At 48.5% G+C, this 18,473-nt stretch carries 16 protein-coding genes; 8 read left to right on the plus strand and 8 right to left on the minus strand.

Going from position 1 to position 18,473, the window contains the following annotated elements; genetic code table 11:
• Positions 1–158 precede the first annotated feature (158 nt).
• The 6 genes from DM374_RS33085 (at position 159) to dndE (ending at position 7,292) form a co-directional block, all read left to right on the plus strand.
• Positions 159–1,148: a hypothetical protein gene (locus DM374_RS33085; RefSeq protein ID WP_157969661.1), complete on the plus strand. Its 990-nt coding sequence runs from the start codon at positions 159–161 to the stop codon at positions 1,146–1,148.
• On the plus strand, positions 1,145–1,765 hold the full coding sequence (locus DM374_RS05270) for a class I SAM-dependent methyltransferase (protein WP_157969662.1): 621 nt from the start codon (positions 1,145–1,147) through the stop codon (positions 1,763–1,765). Before DM374_RS33085 ends, DM374_RS05270 begins: the two co-directional genes overlap by 4 nt.
• 478 nt (positions 1,766–2,243) lie before the next feature.
• Positions 2,244–3,329, plus strand: a complete 1,086-nt coding sequence (gene dndB / locus DM374_RS05275; protein WP_110968937.1) for a DNA sulfur modification protein DndB — start codon at positions 2,244–2,246, stop codon at positions 3,327–3,329.
• Positions 3,326–4,954, plus strand: a complete 1,629-nt coding sequence (gene dndC / locus DM374_RS05280) for a DNA phosphorothioation system sulfurtransferase DndC (RefSeq protein ID WP_110968938.1) — start codon at positions 3,326–3,328, stop codon at positions 4,952–4,954. Before dndB ends, dndC begins: the two co-directional genes overlap by 4 nt.
• Positions 4,951–6,945, plus strand: coding sequence for a DNA sulfur modification protein DndD (gene dndD / locus DM374_RS05285; RefSeq protein ID WP_110968939.1), 1,995 nt, complete (start codon positions 4,951–4,953; stop codon positions 6,943–6,945). Before dndC ends, dndD begins: the two co-directional genes overlap by 4 nt.
• Positions 6,945–7,292 carry a DNA sulfur modification protein DndE gene (dndE, locus tag DM374_RS05290; protein ID WP_110968940.1) on the plus strand — a complete coding sequence of 116 codons (348 nt, stop codon included), beginning with the start codon at positions 6,945–6,947 and terminating at the stop codon, positions 7,290–7,292. Before dndD ends, dndE begins: the two co-directional genes overlap by 1 nt.
• Positions 7,293–7,437: 145 nt before the next feature.
• Here dndE and DM374_RS05295 read toward each other — a convergent pair whose 3' ends face one another.
• From DM374_RS05295 to DM374_RS33090, 4 genes are read right to left on the minus strand one after another with little or no spacing between them, the layout of a single operon-like run.
• Positions 7,438–8,334 carry a restriction endonuclease gene (locus tag DM374_RS05295; protein ID WP_110968941.1) on the minus strand — a complete coding sequence of 299 codons (897 nt, stop codon included), beginning with the start codon at positions 8,332–8,334 and terminating at the stop codon, positions 7,438–7,440.
• Positions 8,324–9,439 (minus strand): ParB N-terminal domain-containing protein, encoded by a 1,116-nt coding sequence (locus tag DM374_RS05300; protein ID WP_157969663.1) that lies wholly within the window; start codon positions 9,437–9,439, stop codon positions 8,324–8,326. The genes DM374_RS05295 and DM374_RS05300 overlap by 11 nt, the downstream gene beginning before the upstream one ends.
• Positions 9,440–9,472: 33 nt before the next feature.
• Entirely contained in the window at positions 9,473–10,729 is a 1,257-nt protein-coding gene (locus tag DM374_RS05305) for a DGQHR domain-containing protein (RefSeq protein WP_157969664.1), read from the minus strand.
• On the minus strand, positions 10,726–11,238 hold the full coding sequence (locus DM374_RS33090; RefSeq protein WP_157969665.1) for a hypothetical protein: 513 nt from the start codon (positions 11,236–11,238) through the stop codon (positions 10,726–10,728). The genes DM374_RS05305 and DM374_RS33090 overlap by 4 nt, the downstream gene beginning before the upstream one ends.
• A 680-nt stretch (positions 11,239–11,918) precedes the next feature.
• On the opposite strand from DM374_RS33090, the gene DM374_RS05310 reads away from it, so the two are divergent.
• Positions 11,919–12,206: a c-type cytochrome gene (locus DM374_RS05310; RefSeq protein ID WP_110968944.1), complete on the plus strand. Its 288-nt coding sequence runs from the start codon at positions 11,919–11,921 to the stop codon at positions 12,204–12,206.
• 87 nt (positions 12,207–12,293) lie between these two features.
• On the opposite strand, the gene DM374_RS05315 is transcribed toward DM374_RS05310, so the two are convergent.
• The 4 genes from DM374_RS05315 to DM374_RS05330 all read right to left on the minus strand — a co-directional run bounded on the left by DM374_RS05315 (position 12,294) and on the right by DM374_RS05330 (position 16,962).
• Positions 12,294–14,471, minus strand: a complete 2,178-nt coding sequence (locus DM374_RS05315; RefSeq protein WP_110968945.1) for a TonB-dependent siderophore receptor — start codon at positions 14,469–14,471, stop codon at positions 12,294–12,296.
• A gap of 97 nt (positions 14,472–14,568) precedes the next feature.
• The gene (locus DM374_RS05320; protein WP_110968946.1) at positions 14,569–14,982 is read right to left on the minus strand and encodes a DUF2946 domain-containing protein; all 414 of its coding nucleotides are present in this window, start codon (positions 14,980–14,982) and stop codon (positions 14,569–14,571) included.
• Positions 14,982–15,620: a putative natural product biosynthesis protein gene (locus tag DM374_RS05325; protein ID WP_110968947.1), complete on the minus strand. Its 639-nt coding sequence runs from the start codon at positions 15,618–15,620 to the stop codon at positions 14,982–14,984. The genes DM374_RS05320 and DM374_RS05325 overlap by 1 nt, the downstream gene beginning before the upstream one ends.
• A gap of 610 nt (positions 15,621–16,230) precedes the next feature.
• Positions 16,231–16,962: an SDR family NAD(P)-dependent oxidoreductase gene (locus DM374_RS05330; protein ID WP_110968948.1), complete on the minus strand. Its 732-nt coding sequence runs from the start codon at positions 16,960–16,962 to the stop codon at positions 16,231–16,233.
• A gap of 756 nt (positions 16,963–17,718) precedes the next feature.
• On the opposite strand from DM374_RS05330, the gene DM374_RS05335 reads away from it, so the two are divergent.
• Positions 17,719–18,219: a GNAT family N-acetyltransferase gene (locus DM374_RS05335; RefSeq protein WP_110968949.1), complete on the plus strand. Its 501-nt coding sequence runs from the start codon at positions 17,719–17,721 to the stop codon at positions 18,217–18,219.
• The last annotated feature ends 254 nt before the right edge of the window (positions 18,220–18,473 follow it).

Genomic DNA, 18,473 nt, shown 5'->3' on the forward strand with positions numbered 1-18,473 from the left:
CAAGTTTCCGCTTAGGCGCTGCTATTGCGCTTAAACCCAGGCAAAGAGTGAGGGTTAGATAAAATTGATATCGCAAGCGGCTCTTAATCTTGAAATATACACTATATCGAACACTTCGACCCCAAACATTGCCAACTCCTTCAAGGAAAGATAATAAAATGAAAAAACCGACCAAAATAAACTCCATATTAATTACAATCTTATTCAGCAGCTTCGCATATAGTGAACCAACAACCCCTCCGCTCCCCCCTCATGAAAGTAGTGCTAGCGCACAAAAAGCAGAAAGCTCACCAGAAAAAGCAACCTCTCCCTCATCCAATACAAAGCAAACCGAGCAACACCCACTAAAAATCACCGAAACTAGCGAATCAACAAATATAACACAGCCAGAACTCCACAAAGAACTTGTAGAAATACATGATCAATTACAAAAGTTAAAGCCCTGGTACACCGCACTTTTTCCGGGATTGTTTGCTCTACTCGGTATTGTGATAGGAGGGATAATATCTCTGCTTATTCAAAGAGGCCAGCGCCTTCATGACACCACCGAGCGACTCAAAAAATCGGGGTTTGAAGCAAAGCTAAAACTAATTGAATATCGAAGCAAGCAAGTAAACGAATTCTACGGCCCAATGCTTGTGCTATTAAAGCAAAGCAAAGAGCTAAGTATGCAGCTACACAACCAATTAGCCAACGATGCTCCTGAACGGTACAAGTTTGAGAGTGACAGTACCAAGAAGATGAGTACATCATTGTTCATTTATGAGACAGGCCAGCCCAAGAAAGCATTTAGACTTATTTCGGAATTACCTTACTTGGGAACCCATCATAAAGCAGCTTTACCTAGGGTAAAAGTCATAATAGACACAGGTGAGCGCCTTGCAAAACTTATTGAAGAAAAATCAGGACTCGTAAAGCCGAGTAGCCAGGATCTAATCGGCTGTCTTGGAACTTACTTAGCGCACCTTACAGCATTACGTGACGCATACTCGCTCACTCAAAAAACTAAAGGCACTGCCCTGCGCACTCATGATGCAGTGTTTCCAAGAGAGATCGAAGGACTGACTCGAAGCGATTACGACGACTTCATTAAGCAAATAGAAGAATGGGAGAATCTGGTAGACAAACTCCTAAGGGATCAAAAATGAAAAATCTAAGGACATTGGCACCCGAAGCTGACAGTCAAACAATTGATTACTACAACAAAAATGGTGAAGAATATGCCGAGAAGACTCTCCACCTGCAATTGAACGATCAGTGGCTAGAGTTCACCACGCATATAAAACCAAAAGGAAAAATATTAGATATCGGCTGCGGCTCTGGTCGAGACATGATTAAATTCCAGCAACTTGGGTTTTTTACCGAAGGTCTCGAAGCCTCCCCGGTAATGGCAAGAATCGCACGCCAAAACAGCGGATCAGTGGTCCATGAAATCCCTATTGAAAAAATGACCTTTAACGAGCAATTTGATGGGGTCTGGGCATGCGCATCACTACTTCACGTACATGAAGACAATCTACTGCTTGTGTTTGACAAAATCTTCACATCACTTAAAAGTGACGGATGTTTTTATTTTTCTTTGAAGCATGGTAAGGGCCAGATACGCCACGATGATGAAAGGCTATTCGTGTACTACAATGAAAGCAGGCTTCGGGGCCTCCTCAATAAATTTAACTATATCAATACCCTACGAATCTGGACATCAAAAGATTCAGCTCAACGTGCAGGCAATCTATGGCTAAACTGCATTATAAAAAAAACATAGTAGGACAAAAAATCCAGTTCAGCCTTTAGCTCTACGTTTAATGTTAGGAATCAAGTGTTGTCATGCTGACGTTAATAAACTCATAGAAACGCCCGATCTATGTAGCTCTTTAAGTCTTAAATGGCAACCCTGTCGATTCGACGCCCCCACCCCTGTGAACAACCAAACAGGCCGCGCCGATCCAGATCTATGGATTGCATAGACCCCACGGAATCGCCTTTACGGTTCGCTGCTCGATGAGATGATTCCATACGAAATAAATCGACGTTAGACAGGGAATGAATGGAAAGGGCTTGGGAAGGTTTCGAATTGCAACGATGTGGCAATACCTCATACCTCGAACCAGCCAATGCTGACGTGGTAAACACTCAGTAGCAGCAATCTGTACGTCAAAAAAAGACATACACAGCAAAAATACGTTTAAAAATATGCAAAAAACGTCATAATTGGGGCATCTCAACGACTTGACCGATGGGCCATGACCTCACTTCACGCCGATTATTGCTACTCTTTTCCCGCAGTGAGGGGCATCCAAGCAGGCCGCCCCTTCTATATAGCGACCTGTCCCCTAAGGATCATCCCAAAAATATTCAGCTTTGATGAATGCGAGGTCCCGCCGGAGCTGCGCGCCCAGAGAATTATCAACAAAGCGCGTATCCCTGAAATGGTGAGGTATTTGTTGGACAATCCTGGGAACTACGTATTTTCCGCGCTTACAGCTTCCATAGCGGTAGACGTTGCATTTGAGGAGCACGCCGGTTCCTACAACCTAGGGACATTAAGGGTCCCTATGGACGCGCAAATCCTCATCAATGACGGCCAACATCGTCGAAAAGCAATTGAAGAGGCACTTCAAGAACGGCCAGAACTCGGGCAGGACAACATACCTGTTCTGTTCTTTGTCGACGAAGGTCTTAGACGTAGCCAACAGATGTTTGCCGACCTAAACAAATACGCAGTCAAGCCCAGCCCCTCCTTGGCAACGCTTTACGACCATCGGGATCCTGAGTCGGAACTCGCGCGCACCCTAGCAACGACCATCTGTCCTTTCATGGGCCTTACAGAGATGGAGAGATCCAACGTAGCAGTTAGATCTAATAAATTATTTACTTTGAGCAGCATCAAACAAGCGACTCGAGCTCTCCTAGGAAAAGGTAATCGTGATACATATAGCGATGCAGAGTCGCTGTTGGCAAAAACTTACTGGGAGGCCCTATATCAGTGCATGCCCGATTGGCAGATGGCGATCAAAAAGGAAGTTTCACCAACCCAATTACGCTTAGAGTATATTCATGCACATGGCGTCGGATTGCATGCACTCGGACTTTTGGGTAAACATCTAATTTTCGCACGCCCAGAAACTTGGGAAAGTGAACTCCAAGAACTTAGACATATAGACTGGAGCAAAACAAATCCTGAATGGTTACGCCGAACCATGTCCCATGGAAAGCTAAGCAAGTCTACAGTTTCTATTCAATTAACATGCAATGCGCTAAAACAAGCGCTCCAACTTCCTCTAACTCCAGAAGAAGTCATGTTGGAAAAACAGGTTTTACAGCAATGAGTAACCTTAACCAAAATTTCGACTTAGCCGATTACGAAGACTTCATTAACAAAGAAATCTTCGCAGGCAAACCTTTAGCGGATTATGTTGCTGAAGTGCAACGAATATACTGCTCAGATGGCCGCCCATGGATCATCGGTTATAGTGGAGGAAAAGATTCATCAGCAGTCATTACGCTGGTCTATCTTGCATTACTCGGATTAAAACCGGAAGATCGAAAAAAACATGTTTTCTTAGTCTGCTCAGACACTCTTGTTGAAACACCGGTAGTCGTAGACTTAATACTCGAAAGCATGCAGCTAATTGAAAAAGGTGCCCGCAGAGATGGTCTTCCAATTACTCAACACGCTGTAACGCCGAAGGTTTCGGAAACATTTTGGGTAAATCTATTAGGCAAAGGGTATCCTGCGCCAAGTAGAAGTTTTCGCTGGTGCACCGAACGGATGAAAATAAACCCAGTAAGTGAGTTCATCAAAGAAAAAGTCAGTCAGTTTGAAGAAGTAGTAGTTCTGCTTGGGGCCCGAAGCAGCGAGAGTTCATCTCGGGCGCAGGTGATTGCAAAGCATAAGATTGATGGCACACACTTGGCACGTCATACCACTTTAGCCAACGCCTTTATATACACACCAATTGACACTTGGGACACTGAAGATGTATGGAAGCTGCTTCGCGGTGCTTTCCGTTACGCCGGCGTCGATATCGAAGAGTGGGAGAATCCATGGGGCGGAAGTAATCGGCAGTTGTGGACGCTTTATATGCACTCCTCTGGACAAGGGGAATGTCCTTTAGTAATTGACGAAAGCACTCCCTCATGTGGAAATTCTCGCTTTGGCTGTTGGACTTGTACGGTCGTTACCAAAGATCGTGCGATGGAAAGCCTTATTCAGAACGGTGAAGATTGGATGCTACCGCTTTTGAAATTTAGGGACCTTTTGGCAAGCACAAGTGACCCGGAGCAAAAAAACGTTTTCCGTAATTATAAACGGAGATCGGGCAAGGTGACTTATCAGTATGCAAAAGAAGGCGCAGATCTTAATGAAGTACGGAAGCATGTCCCTGGTCCTTACTGGCTAAAGTATCGAAAAATCTGGCTTCAAGAGCTGCTCGAACTTGAAAGAGACATCAACAAAGGTGGCCACTCTATAAAGCTCATTTCCGAGCCGGAATTGCATGTTATCCGGCAACAATGGCTTAGAGATCCTAATGAGCCTGATTGGAGAGACGAGCTCCCTGAAATATACCGCAACGTATATGGAACTGATTTAGCCTGGGTTATCGATGACCAAAGCAGATTCGATGTCCACGATGCCGATATACTTACCGATATATGTTCGAAATATGAAGTAGAGCCAGAAATGGTGATGAAATTGATTGAGCTTGAAATTTCCATGGAAGGTTTGGGGCGACGGCAAGGTATATTTGAAAAAATTGGGACAGTCCTCAAACAAGACTGGGGATCACTTGAGGTTATCGAACAGCAAAACACCGCACTTCAGAAGCGACATGAACGGGACCTTCATGCTGACGCTATTTCAATTTTGGAAAATGATTTAAAAAACATATCCGAGCAGATTATTGAAGTGGAAAAAACCAAGAGCTCACGGCGTGAAGACTTTGTTAAATGATTATTAAAAAGCTAGTACTGCATAACTTTCGTGTATTTCATGGTACCCATGAAATACATTTGGACCCTCAGGGCTCCTCCCAAAATCAGAAACCAGTGATTCTTATTGGTGGACTAAATGGTGCTGGGAAAACTTCGATATTGACCGCGATTCGATATGCCCTGCATGGCAGGCTCGCATTTGAAGGTATTCATCAGACTCGAGATTACATTGCCCACATCTCGGCGTTGATTAATCACGGCGCGGATGAAACTTCACGCCCCACTGAAGCCGCTGTAGAGCTAACGTTTACTTACAACAAAGATGGTGAAGAGTCAGAGTTCACTGTAGTGCGGAGCTGGCATCGTGACACAGTCGACAATTTGGTTTTGCAGCAAAACGGTATTCCTTTAAAAGAGCTAAATTATGAGCAATGCCAAGGCTTCTTGAACGAGTTAGTTCCACCAGGTGTTGCTGATCTGTTTTTTTTTGATGGAGAAAAAATATCGGCATTAGCAGAGGATGCTTCCGGTCAACTGCTAAAAACAGCAGTTAAGAGGCTCCTAGGCTTGGATGTTATCGAGCGACTGGCCACTGACTTGACTATCTATTTAAAGAGGCAAAACTCACTGCATTTAGAGAGTACAGAGCAGGTCAGGCTCTCCGAAATCGAGGCTGAATCGGACCGCTTACGATTGAGTGTTGAACAGTTCCGCTTTGCTGCAGACCTAGTAAAAAACCGTGTAGATTTTATATCTGACGACATACGTAAACTTGAGGGTACATTGGCAGCTCAAGGTGGAGCTTTTGCACTCAGCAAAAATCAAGAGCAGTTGGTTATTGAGGAGCTTTTGAAAGAAAAAGCTGTTATAGAAAGAAATATTCGGTCTGAGTGTGAAGGATCCTTGGTCTATTGCCTTGCCCCAAAAACATTGGGTAGTTTGCTAAAGCACCTAGACGGTGAAAGCAAATCTAAGAGAGCTAAGAATTTTTCAGAACAACTAGAATTATTTCTCGGGGCATTCAAAGAGAGATTAAAGTCAGCACCTCAACCCACACAGAATGCCGTAGAGGAAATGATGCAGCTGGAGCTAAAAAGCTATTTTAGCTCCAAACCGTCTACCGAGATATTATTGGACATATCCGATCGTGAAACGGGCGTAATAAGTCATGCAATCAATTATGAAGCAAAGCAATCGTTCAAACGATTTAATCTAGCTAAGACTCGCCTTGCTGAAATTGAGCGCGCACTTGAAGATGCAGCGAGAAACATCGAACGCGCGCCAGACGATCAACAGCTGCTTGAATCATTTTCAAAAATAAGAGAATTAGACAAAAAACGCATAAACGCTAATGACGAGCATGAAAATCTTTTAAGAAACATCAAGCTCACGATATCAAAACAACTCGACTGCGAGCGAAAAATCCGGAAAATCCATGATAGTGTGCGTTCTAATCATGGCTTGACGACCGCGATTTCAAACGCAGCTATGACAGTTTCAATGCTAAATGATTATGCCAAAGCTCTCACAGCGGCACGGGTCAAAAAACTAGAGAAAAACTTCTCCGATGCCTATAGTCGTTTGGCCCGCAAGGATGATCTTAAAATAACGGCGCGTATCAACCCGGAAACTTTTGACGTAGAACTAATAGATCAGCAGCAAAACACTCTGAACCGCAAAGCGCTTTCCGCCGGTGAAAAGCAGATCTATGCTGTAGCAGTCCTAGATGCACTTGCAAAAACTTCGGGAAGACATTTGCCTGTCATAATCGACACCCCTCTCGGTCGCCTGGACTCAATCCATCGCCAAAACTTAGTAGAAAATTATTTCCCGTTTGCTAGCCACCAAGTGATTTTATTATCCACGGACACGGAAATTGGTGAAGCTTACTTTAGCGAATATCTTTCGCCGTACATTTCGCACTCCTACGAGATAGAATTTGATAGCAATAAACTATCAACGCGGATTTTACCAGGCTATTTTTGGAGTTACGATGGAGGGGCGCGTTAATGCTGCCGAATCGAATGCAACTTGGCCGCCAGACAGAAGATCATCTTAAGCGACTTAAGATGCAAACTGGCATAACGCCGAACGTAAGCGCAAGAATCGCGTTTTTTCGATCCATTGAATCGAGTTTTATCTATGGTGGAGAAACAATTAAACTAGACGGCTCGCTGGTTCTAGACAAGGTAACTTGGCTTGGCGACACGGCCTCCGTTACAGAGTTGGTTTTGAAGATAAAGTATCCAACATTTGAGAGCCGTGACCTCATGAAAGCCTGGGCCGCACATGTCGAGGACGGCATTGCAGCATTACGCAACCATAAGAATTTATTATCTTTTTCTGAGGCCCTTTAATTCACGCGTTCTTTTTAAAGAAATACTGGGCGCCTACATTCCCTAGAGAATAAACGCGCCCCTTTTAAATCTTTAGGGTTTAAAAAAACAAAAGAAACTAAACCCATAGCAAACCTCTACGCACCTTCATTTCGGACTTTGTACTTTATATTGCCATGAGCAAAGGGGCGAGATTGCTCGTGAGATCTGGATGGCTAGGTATCTTAATATTCTCACTTAGACTTATTAAATCGGCCAATGAGTACTGTTCGGCCAAAGCCTCAGCCACTTGCCGCCTAGACCTCAACAAGGCTCCCACCTTTGGAGCAGAGGTGCTTGCCCCATGCTTTACATCGCCATTGGATATAATGGCATACACATAGGCAGCTCCAGATGTTGATTTTGGAACGCCCAAGGCATTTAAATATTGCATATATTTTTCTGTCCGGGGTAAACCGGCATATTTAGCATATTCTTGTAATACTTCAGCAGCCCCGAATGCCGTCACGCTGGATTTAGCCTGGATAAATATAGCGGTAGATCGAAGGGGCCCTGTCTTAATCAACCCAATGTAATCTATACCCTCGTCACGCCCACCATCTGTCAAATAAATTGGATCACATCCAAGGATTCGTAAATAGCATAGGCAAGGAAGATGAAATTCTTTTTCGTGTAGAGTACCCAGCCAAGCATATATATCAAAAATATTCCGCTCAGGAGCTGTCGTCCCGGTATGAGCTTCATATCGAGCGTGACGCCACGTTACGAGTGTACCGTCCTGATCTGGGATACGATCAAAAGGTGGTGCTACACCTTGGTACTTCCAGCGCTGAATTTGACGTTCGATCTCATCCATTAACAGGAGTGCCTGATCCGTCGCAATATCAACTGCTTCCGTTTCGTCAACACTCCGTTCGATAAGAAAGGCTACAAAATGGTCACTCACATTGATAAGTGGTGGACAACCTGCACCCACCGTTACGAATTCTAGTCTTTCAACTACATAAAAACGTATTGCACTTTTGATATCTGCGAAGCCTGCAACGGTTTTTCTAGTCGCCATTTAGGGCGACCTCTACCATTTTGCGTCGCTGCTCTATGATTGCGGCCAGTTTATTGAGTTCGTCCAAAAACTCCTGAGGATCATCTGACAGGGCTGACTGTGGTAAGTCGCCGAGAAGAATCTGGGCAGTCGCCATAAGCTTGCGCCAATCCTTAGGCTTAGGGTCGTCTGACGTTGCTTGTACCCTTGCCTCCTCAATCGAGACCAAGTGCCCCTCAAAATCATCAATCAATCCGTTGTGATGATTTTCGATGAGATAGGCAATATTCTTTATCTGTTTAGGATCGTGAAGACGACGACGGCCCTTGTTATCTTCGTCTGGAGTTATCCACGAGTAAAATCGACGCAGATTATTAAGATCGCTAAAGCGCTTTACCGTTTCATCCCATCCCATCCATTCTTTCAGGATATTATTTCTCACAGCCTCTTCGAATAGAGAAAAATAGTCATTGCGTGCCTTAGCACTAAACTCCTCGTCCTCTCGCATCTGAGCAAGTGCACGATAGGTCCGATAGAGTCGACCAGTGGCTTGCGCAGACAATCCAAATTGTTGTCCGACAACCCCAAGCTTTTTGTGTTCACCATCGATCTGCTCAGCAACTAACTTCGCACGCTGTGCAGGATCCCAATCACGGATACCGCTAATATGGCGTATCCCTTGAAACATCCAAGAAATATCCACACTGCCCGAACCGTTATAGACCAGCACTTCGATCTCATTGGTTTCTTCTAACAGCTTTATCAGCGCGTCTTCATCGATATCCTCCCCAACAACGTCTCCGTTCTGAATATCCGCGCGTAATTTACTTAGTGAACGAAAGCGCCGGTTCCCCTCCACCACAACGTATTTGTCAGGGATTCCGGCAATAGGTCGAACAACGATCCGATCAAGCAACAAAAAACCGTTGCGTAGCATGCTGTTGTACAAATTTTCGATACCGTGTAAGTCGATATCTTGGCGAGCTCTCGCTTGTTTTGAGGCGTCGGCGATATTTTTGTCTGGAACAGTGGGGCGGTTTGACTGCGTCCAGAAACGTGGGTTATTCGGGTCAAGAAGGATGCTATCAACAGATAATTCTTGCCGACTCAATTGATCCATATACACGTGTATTTCCTCACTATGCCATTATGATTGAGATTACTCGATCTCGGTCAAAACACGATTGGGTAACCTAGCTTCAAACTCGGTGCCCAACGTTTTCGCATAGGAAGCACGAAGCTTAACGCGATCTGTCGGAAGGCCGACCATATAGCTCAGTAGCTCGATCAGAAGACGCTTGCCGGTCAACATCATCCGTTGGCGATCGTTGTCCCAAATAACGTCCCTGTAAGGGCGAGCATTTAGGTCGGTAGGAATAACCGCAAGCTGGCGAACGGCTTCCGGAAGAGATAGCTCGTGATGCTTTGCGAAAGCAATAGCCACAGACGTAAAAACGTTCAATCCCAGAGGACGAAATAAGAGATGGCCTCCGTGTTCGCCTCTATGCAATTGCGTTACCCGCGCCGGCTCAGTGGACCCAAAGAGCTGACCAACAGCAGGAAACGCTTCCGCCATGGCTTCGAAGAACTTAAGTGCATATGCATAATAGCCATCCAATTCTTTCTCTGACGGCCTAAAAAATCGAAGTGAAGTGTCGGTCTTTTTACCAATCCGATGTTTGAATATCTGTTTGAGAACATCATAGAGATTTGAGATGGTTGTCAAAGACACCCTGTTTGTAGATGGTATATTTTCGCTGGCTTCAATGAGAATTTTGGGTGAAGAAAACCACGAATTAGTCTCAATGAAACGACGAGCGGTAATAGCCATCGTATCGTCTTCGTCGAGAGCAATGATGTCCCGTTTCTTGACTGCCTTCGCGGTCTTGTTGAGTGTTGTAAACAGGCGCCGAGTGCGCTCTCGCTTGGCCTCACTATGGGCAATGAAAATTACTGATAGACGCTCAATTCCGAAATCGGTTTGATCAGCTATTGCTCGCTTGATACCCGCAAGCCTGTGTTGCCCATCCACTGCAAAGATTTTCTCATCACCTGACAGACTCAAAAATCCAAGTGTATCCAGTGCCTGCTCACCGATACGGGAGACCAGACCTTGATCTGATGTCTTACCGAAGTTACCTACCTCCAACCATTCTGGATGGCCATCGTAAGTTGCCAGCACCAGCGAATTGAAGAAGCGCTCGGTCGTACGCTCAAGATACGAAGCGATGTGCTCCGCACGCTCACCTTCAAGGCTCCGCTGGATTAAACGTGATAAAGCCTTGTCGTTGTGAATATCCTTTGCGTAATCAACGCGCAAGGCTATCTCGGAGATAGGCATGAGGCAGGTATAGTAAACCCAGTCCCCTATATGCCCTCGCAGGGCTGGAAGCAAAAGCTCACCATTGCTATTCAAAATGCCGCCCTCCTAGCGTTGGAAATACTGGCCTCAAAATCCCGCTCATTGACGGGTGGATTGACGGCAGAGAGAAATGCTCTTTCCAGCTTGCTTAAGCTCATACGCCGGTCAGGTATTGGCACGAAACTGAAAAATAAATCACCTCTCCAGCGCTCGAGCATTAAATACACTTTTGGACGACCATTACGTCGCCTTAGGTCGCCCAAATATTGGGCATAACGGGAGTGAAGAGTTCCCGCTGAATCATCACCCGTAATCCCCATGTAAAGGATATAGCCATGCGTAGGTAGGTTCGATGGATCCAGAGCTACTGAGAACACATAGATGCCACGCTCTTTGGGGATCTGGCGTCGATTAGCAGCGTCAAACCTCAGCCTTGTCCAACCTAGCTGCATTGTTGACTGGAACTGACGCCAAGCGCTCAGATCAAGATAAAACTGATACAGGTTCGCCTTGTAGCGATCCGTATCGGCGAGCAGATCCTGAAATTTATTTATCGTACTCAAGTGCCTTCCCTTGATCCATTTTGGCGGGCCACAGCCGGCCCTCCAGGCCCTGTCTCCTATGCTACGTCAGTGTAATGGCCATGGGCAAATTGCCAGCGCACTCGTAAAGTCCTAGTGAGGGGACACGGCGCCAATCAGGACTCGCGACGGCCAATCCAGCTTTCTGAGGTTGGTATCGGTTGGTCAGGGCCACTCAGAGATCCAGTGTCACTACGATTTCGTCGATGGTACGGACAAAAACACCATCACCGTTCGCGGTTTGGTCTTGATCTCAATGGTATCGGTGGCTTCGATATAGCGAAGGTAAGCGGGACGGATCCAAATTAGAGGAGTGCCAAAACCGTCGCACATCGTTACTCATCACATGAATTTAATCCGGCTAAGAAAAATCACCACGTCTGCCAGTGAATGCGGCACGCATCGATATAAAGAATCACCTGCAACAACTTGCCACAGATAGCGCGCCTTACTCTCAGGCGCACCTCAACCCAACGGTTAGGCCGCCTGGTGCGGCGGCCTGTCGCACTTGGGGTGTCAAAACACTCTTATTAAACTCAAAACGCCTTCGTGAGGTGCTTTCTGCCCAGCGTTGAATGCACTGGCAATGCTCATCCCCAACGGATTGACCATGTCCTTGCAAAGGCATCGCGTGATTATAAAAATGCCCAACGAGGTCCACCGTGAAAAAAGTATTGGCAGCTTGTTGTTTACTCGTACTATCACATGCTTATGCCGCCCAAGAGCCTGAAGCGGTGTTCAGCCGCTCCTGCTCTGTGTGCCATAACGGCCAGTCACCCATGGCTCCAAAAAAAGGTGATCAAGAGGCTTGGAAACCCCGCTTGGCGCAAGGCGCTGACGTATTGGTCAAGCACGTGACCGAGGGCTTCAAGGCCATGCCGGCTCGAGGATTGTGCATGGACTGTAGCGACGAAGATTACAAAGCCGTGATTGCCTGGATGTCTAAGTAAGGTTGCGGTAGGGATGGCAGCTTGCTGCCACCCACCCGCTCTTATCTACGGCCGCGGAACTACGGCATATCGATCGTGATGGTATCTTTAGAAGCGGGCCGTCAGCGTCAGGTAAGCTGAACGTGGTTGAGTGGGCAGTGCCACTGGAGAGCCCAGATATTGAAAGGTCTCGAAGACTTTGCGACCTGTCAGGTTTACCGCCGAAACCGAGATCGTGTAGCGGTCGAAATCGTATGAAGTCTGCGCATCCAGCAGTGCGTAGCCTGGTACGGATACCGTATTAGGCAGGGTCAGCTCACGCGCACTGACTGCTGTAATACCGGCACCGAAGCCCAGTCCTTTAGCGGCGCCATCAAGTATCCGATAGCGGGCTGCGAGGCGACCACTGTGCCGTGGTACGCGAGGCAGTCCATCACCGACCGGAATCGAGTTGTCCTCTGTGATTTCTGCCTGGGTGTAGGCGTAGTTACCCAGCAATGAAAAAGCGGGGGTCGGTTCCCAAACCAGATCCGCTTCTACCCCGCGAGCGCGTTGTTCGCCGCTCTGTACCGAGTAACCCAGAATCGCGTAGGTAGGGTCAGGATCAGGGGTGGACACATTACGACGCGTCTGCTCGAACATGGCGAGAGTGCCAGAAATGCCCAGATCGTTGAACGCCAGTTTGACGCCCGCCTCATAATTGCGAGACAGCTCAGGCTTGGGTGTCTCGTTACCAGTGAAGTTGAACGCCCCCCTGAACCCGGTGGAATACGCCGCGTAGAGCGCAAGACTTTCGGTGAGATCATAGGTGATGCCAAATCGTGGTGTCATACGATGATATGAAGTATCTAAACCTTGCTCTTGTTGGTTGATGTCGAGCTGGGTCAATCGCAACGACCCCAACAGATGGAAGCGGCCATAGGTCGCTTGATCCTGAACATATAGGGCCTTGGTCTCGTAACGGTTGGTCTGGGACAACATTGTTTCGGGCGTCGCACCGTAGGAAATCCCATATCCCGGATTGGCAAGGTCAAGCTCGCCGATGAGTTCAATGTCGGACATCCCCGAGCTGAAGTGAGTGTTGTCGTAACTGATACCAACCAGCAACTCATGATCTCCACCCAACGATTCGACTCGGGAACCTAGGTTGGTATCCAGCGTGCTTTCCCGGATGTTCGTGGGCAGGTAAAGCTTGAATATCGGGTAAACCGTGGGTGTCGTAGGATTCGGTCCTAGAAGGTTCGGAAATACAAGGCCGCCATAGTCACGAACTTTGCCCTCGTAATACTGAGCGGTGACGGTCAGTCGTGTGTCGTCGTTAAGCTCATGTGTGAGTTCGGCAGTGGTTGTTCGATTCTCGATAGTGGTGTGAGGTTGTCCACTGGTCGCTCCTGGGAAAGCGTTGCGATCAATCTGCCCGCTCAATGCTTGGGCGGCTGGCAGGCCGGAATATTCGAGCTGGCTGCGATTCTCGTATTGGCCTCGCAGTAACAGCTCAGTCTCTGGCGATAGCTGGAACGCGATACTTGGTTGTATCGACCACTGATGGCCGTTGACGTGGTCAATCCAGCTGTCATTTTCTTGATAGTCAGCGGCAATCCGTGCGGCGACCTTGTCGCCGATGGGTGTGTTGAGATCCAGCGAAGGATTCTCTGTGCCGAAGCTACCGGTGCGCATCGACAACAGTGCACTTGGCTCGGTCTCGGGTCGTTTAGAAACTACGTTGATCAAACCACCCAGCGGTGCGCCGATACCGCCGCCGTACAACGCTGATGTAGGGCCTTTGAGTACCTCAATGCGCTCGGTGCCGATGAGGCTGGTCGGGTCGATGCTCGCTGCCGTGCCGCCAAATGCAGGCAGCCCGTTCATGTAAATTTCCGCCGGAAAACCGCGCACGATTGGCTGAGCGAACAGTGCCTCTTGCGGCTTGGTTGCTCTTACCCCTGAGACGTTAACCAGCGCGTCAGCAAGCGAATGACTGCCCTGCTCCTTGAGCATCGTTTGCGTTACAACTTGAACGGATTGCGGGACTTCGACCAGGGGCGTGTCGGTGCGAGTGGCCGACGCAGAAGATGGTGCGCTGTAGCCTTCACGCGCCCCAGAAACGTTTATGGTTTCCAACGTCCAAATCTGTGATTGATCGGATGTTGGGGGTACATCCACGGCACCGTCGTGTGGGTGCGCAATGACCGGTAATGCTAGCCCCAGAAACACGCAAAAGGCATGGCGCCAACGCAGACGCGATGGAACAATGTAGAACAGCGGCCCGTTCTTGTCCGAGTACATGGGATCTTCCGATAAAAGTCATTTGAAGCAGAACGCGCAGAGGGATTCGGCGTCGGCGGACTCAAAAGCCGGTCGATGCAGAGTCGGCAATGCGCGTTCAGCCAAAAGTGGGTATGACGTTCAACGATCGAATCGGTGGCGCTCGGCTTCTTGCACCGAGGAATATCGGTGGCGCTGCTTGCTGGGGAATTAAGTGAGTAGAAAAAAGCTGTAACGGTGGAACATTAAGTTGAAACCTGGACAGGTTTGACTCGGCAAGAGCGGGATGCTGGAACAGAAGAGAGCAATATCCGCATTTTTCCCACACGACCAGATCATGGGTCTTGCCGACAGAAGCATGGTGAGACTTCTGGCTCGTGCCAAGCATGTCGTGGCACTCCATGCCAGCCATGCTCATTGGTTGACTTTTGCCATGGGAAAGGCTGATCCCCTGACTGATCAGGGGGCCGGCAAAAATCATCAGTATGGCGAACAGGCTCAGCCATGCTCCGATAATGTGACGCTTACGCATTAGCAGGGCTTCTGCTCATCACGCGCAGCCTTCGATACCTGCGTCTGCCGCTCGTATTCGGGGATGGGCAACCACCGTCGAAACCCGGCACCCGCTTTCCCCGTCAGAGGACACCAGGAAAAATCCCAGAGTGCCGGTGGGAAATCCTCTTTTTCAGGGTCAACACCCGCGAAAGAACGAGGCGCTACTTTCCAGTCAAACACCCTCATCGGCGAGCCTTGCCAAGCCAACACCAGTCCTCGTGCTTGGCTATCGTCAGTATTTATCCACCGGGCCGCTGCCGCAGTCATGAAGGCATCAATGTGTTCTTCGTGGATGTGCGCCCGATAGGTCGACGTGAGTAACCAACGGCAGACACTCAGGTAGTAAGTCCAATTCAGCGACGGATGATTGCGGTACGCCCAGGTCATAAAAGTGCGAAATATGTTCAAGCCGTCTGGTGGATCTAGCTTGAGCAGCCCCGGACACACATCGAACAACGTATGCCAATAAGGCAGCAATCCGGCATCCAGTTGAACAAAGCTGCGTGCGTTGCAGGGATAGTCTGGAAACGGCAATAGGAAGTCGCCACGACTGTTTATGCGCGACGTTTTGCTAACCAGCCGCGAAACGCCTGAAGGAATAACTACAGAGCGCATAGCAGCCTCCATGCCATCGCCGCTTGCGATTTATTGAATGCAGGAAAACTGAAAGTCAGACCTTCGGGAGCACTGGAACTGCAACCGGAGTGATTAATAACGCGAGACATACTGCCTTCTCTACAAGACGATTGGAGGGCGTTCAACGGCAATCGCTGCAGCGACGACCTAGCGTAAACGGACGACAACAAACGAGCGGTGGCGGACAAATCGAGCCAGCCCCCGTGGAAGCGTTAACTGAGGGAGAGCTCGAGGATGGGCTGAGGATCAGGAGTATCCAGAGCGTTGCCTTGCAGTGCATCTCGCGACTAGAGCGCGGCTTTTGTCCAATTCGTAGTAGCGAGGTCAGGCAGAAAAGTAAGGCGATACTCAACTTCGCCACAGGACAGAATAGGCAGCAAAGACTACCGGCCCAACCACGGGTTGAACGGTCAGTGAAGTCCATGCTCTGTGCCGGATTATGTCTGCCCGATGCAGAGCAAACTGACCGCCACCAACAAGTTCAAGCCCTATCATCTGCTATGCCCTAAGCCGAATCACCATATTGAAAACTGCTGCTACAGGACCTTTTTTCACTATGGCTTAACACTCTCAGATCCGGCCATTAACGTTAGACATGCTGGCCACCGTTAACGTGAATCTCTGCGCCGTTTACATAAGAAGCGCCACTGGTGCAAAGGAAGTAGACGAGCGAGGCAACTTCTTCAGGTTTACCCAGCCGGTTCATCGGCACTAGCCGTTCAACGATTTCCGCAGTGCCTGCGGACAGTATTGAGGTTTCGATTTCTCCAGGTGCGATAGCGTTGACCCTTACGCCATGTCGGCCAAAATCAAAGGCCATTTCCCGAGTCAGGGCGGAGAGCGCAGCTTTGGATGTGGAATAAGCGACACCTGCGAACGGGTGCACCTTGGATCCTGCAATAGAGGTAACGTTGATGATGCTACCTTTTGCAGCTTTCAATTCATCAAACAGCCCCCGCGCAAGGAGGGCCGTAGAAAACAGATTGACATTGAAGACCTTGATCCAGGTTGCATAGTCGGACTCCAGAACACCAAGTCGTGTCCCCTCAGGCCCCTTAGGCGAAACTCCTGCATTGTTTACCAATGCATCCAAGCGTCCGCCCAATTTTTCCCTGATGGCCGCCAGGCTGTCACTGACGCTATCAATATCTTCGAGATCAAGATGAATGTGGTTGAGTAAGCCCTCGGCCCATGGGCATTCAGCGACCCAGTCCTGGCGAGAGGCGGTGAAAATCCTCCACCCAGCGGCTTGAAAGTGTTTGACGGTGGCATGGCCGATGCCACGACTGGCACCGGTCAATAACAATGTCTTCTCGCTCATACATGCATTTACCTATTAGAAAGTTTCGCTTTGTTTTTAAGCGGTCTAGGTCAAAAAAATCGCAATCTTCGATGCGCTACTTTTTGGCAGGTTGTCATGAGAGGCCATGACTCTCATAGCCGCTTTTGATCGCAGCAAACATCGGGTGGTCCGCTGGAATCCCAAGCACTTTTTGGCCATTTCTCGTTTCCTTGCGTTGAAGCGCCTGAACGGTGATGAGTGTCCTTCTCCAGGATGAGGATGAGTCAATCTTACCGTTCGAACGTCGACTCTACGTCTGACTGCAGGAGGCGGAAACGACATTTTTCCCTCATTACCGGTCACGGGATGGCCCACTTACGGCGGCACTAAACTGCAGGTTTCTTCCGTCAAGAATCGCTGCTTCGACGAGCTGAGCCCTAGCTCAGAATCGTAAGTTCGCGAAGGGTCCAAAGCCAGTTCCGGCTGGCTGCGGCTTGTTAGGCACGGCACTCGATTGGCCGCTTGTACGAAGTTGAGCTACTCGCCCGGGATATGAGCGATGAGGATAGGCAGCGCATATCTGCTTAGTCATGCAACGTGACTTCGGCGGACGCATACGAACTGACCTCACAGCTCTGTTGTAGTCCGGCCGAGGCTCCTTGTTTGATCACTATTCGTACTCATGGACTCTCGGCAGGCTTGCATTCCATAGGCTCATTTCGTGACACTTGAGTTGCGTAGCTGCCTCCTCAGTCGTCGGTACGCGCTTATATCTACCAATCCAAGGAGCGATGAATGCGTGTGCGTCCAGCGATAATGAGTGACTCTGAGAGCATGAGTAGAATCGCGAAGGCTACATTTTCACTGGCGTGCCCAGCAGACACTCCAGCAGAAGAACTGGAGCGCTACATCAGCGAAAATCTGACCGCGCGTTGTTTTCAGATCGCGCTGGATACGTCAAGCCAAGAGGTGCGAGTGTTGGAGAAAGCCGGAGATATCGTGGGTTTCAGTTTGGTCGACTACAAACCAGATCGATTAAGCATCCCACTGGCGGATGGCATCCCTGAGTTGAAGCGATGCTATGTCGATTCAAAACACCATGGAACCGGTGCCGCACAACTCCTCTTAACTGCGACTCTTACTGGTATTTCAGATCGTATCCGGCTCACGGTGAATGATCAGAATGCCCGCGCAATAGGCTTCTACCAACGTAATGGATTTTTGACAGTTGGAGAAACCAGTTTTCAATGCGGCGATGATGTCCACCGAGACTTGGTGATGGTACGTGAACTGTAGGGTCGCGGTTTTTGCGTAAGCGTTTCGGGAAAACAGATTGCGAGACTCCTGCATTCAGGCGATCGGTGCCGAGTACCTAGGTCAGGTCGCCGGACGCTCACAATTAAGGTCAAATCGAATGCAACACGTAGTCAACTGGAGTGCAATCTTACGACAGGTAGGCACCCGTCTAATTAGGCAAGGTGTGTTGAGCGGACGCTTAATGCGGTTTGGCTCTGGCCAGGAAATTTCCGTTGGGTTTGAAGCATAAAGAG

The sequence above is a fragment of the Pseudomonas huaxiensis genome (assembly GCF_003231275.1).
Lineage (GTDB): Bacteria > Pseudomonadota > Gammaproteobacteria > Pseudomonadales > Pseudomonadaceae > Aquipseudomonas > Aquipseudomonas huaxiensis.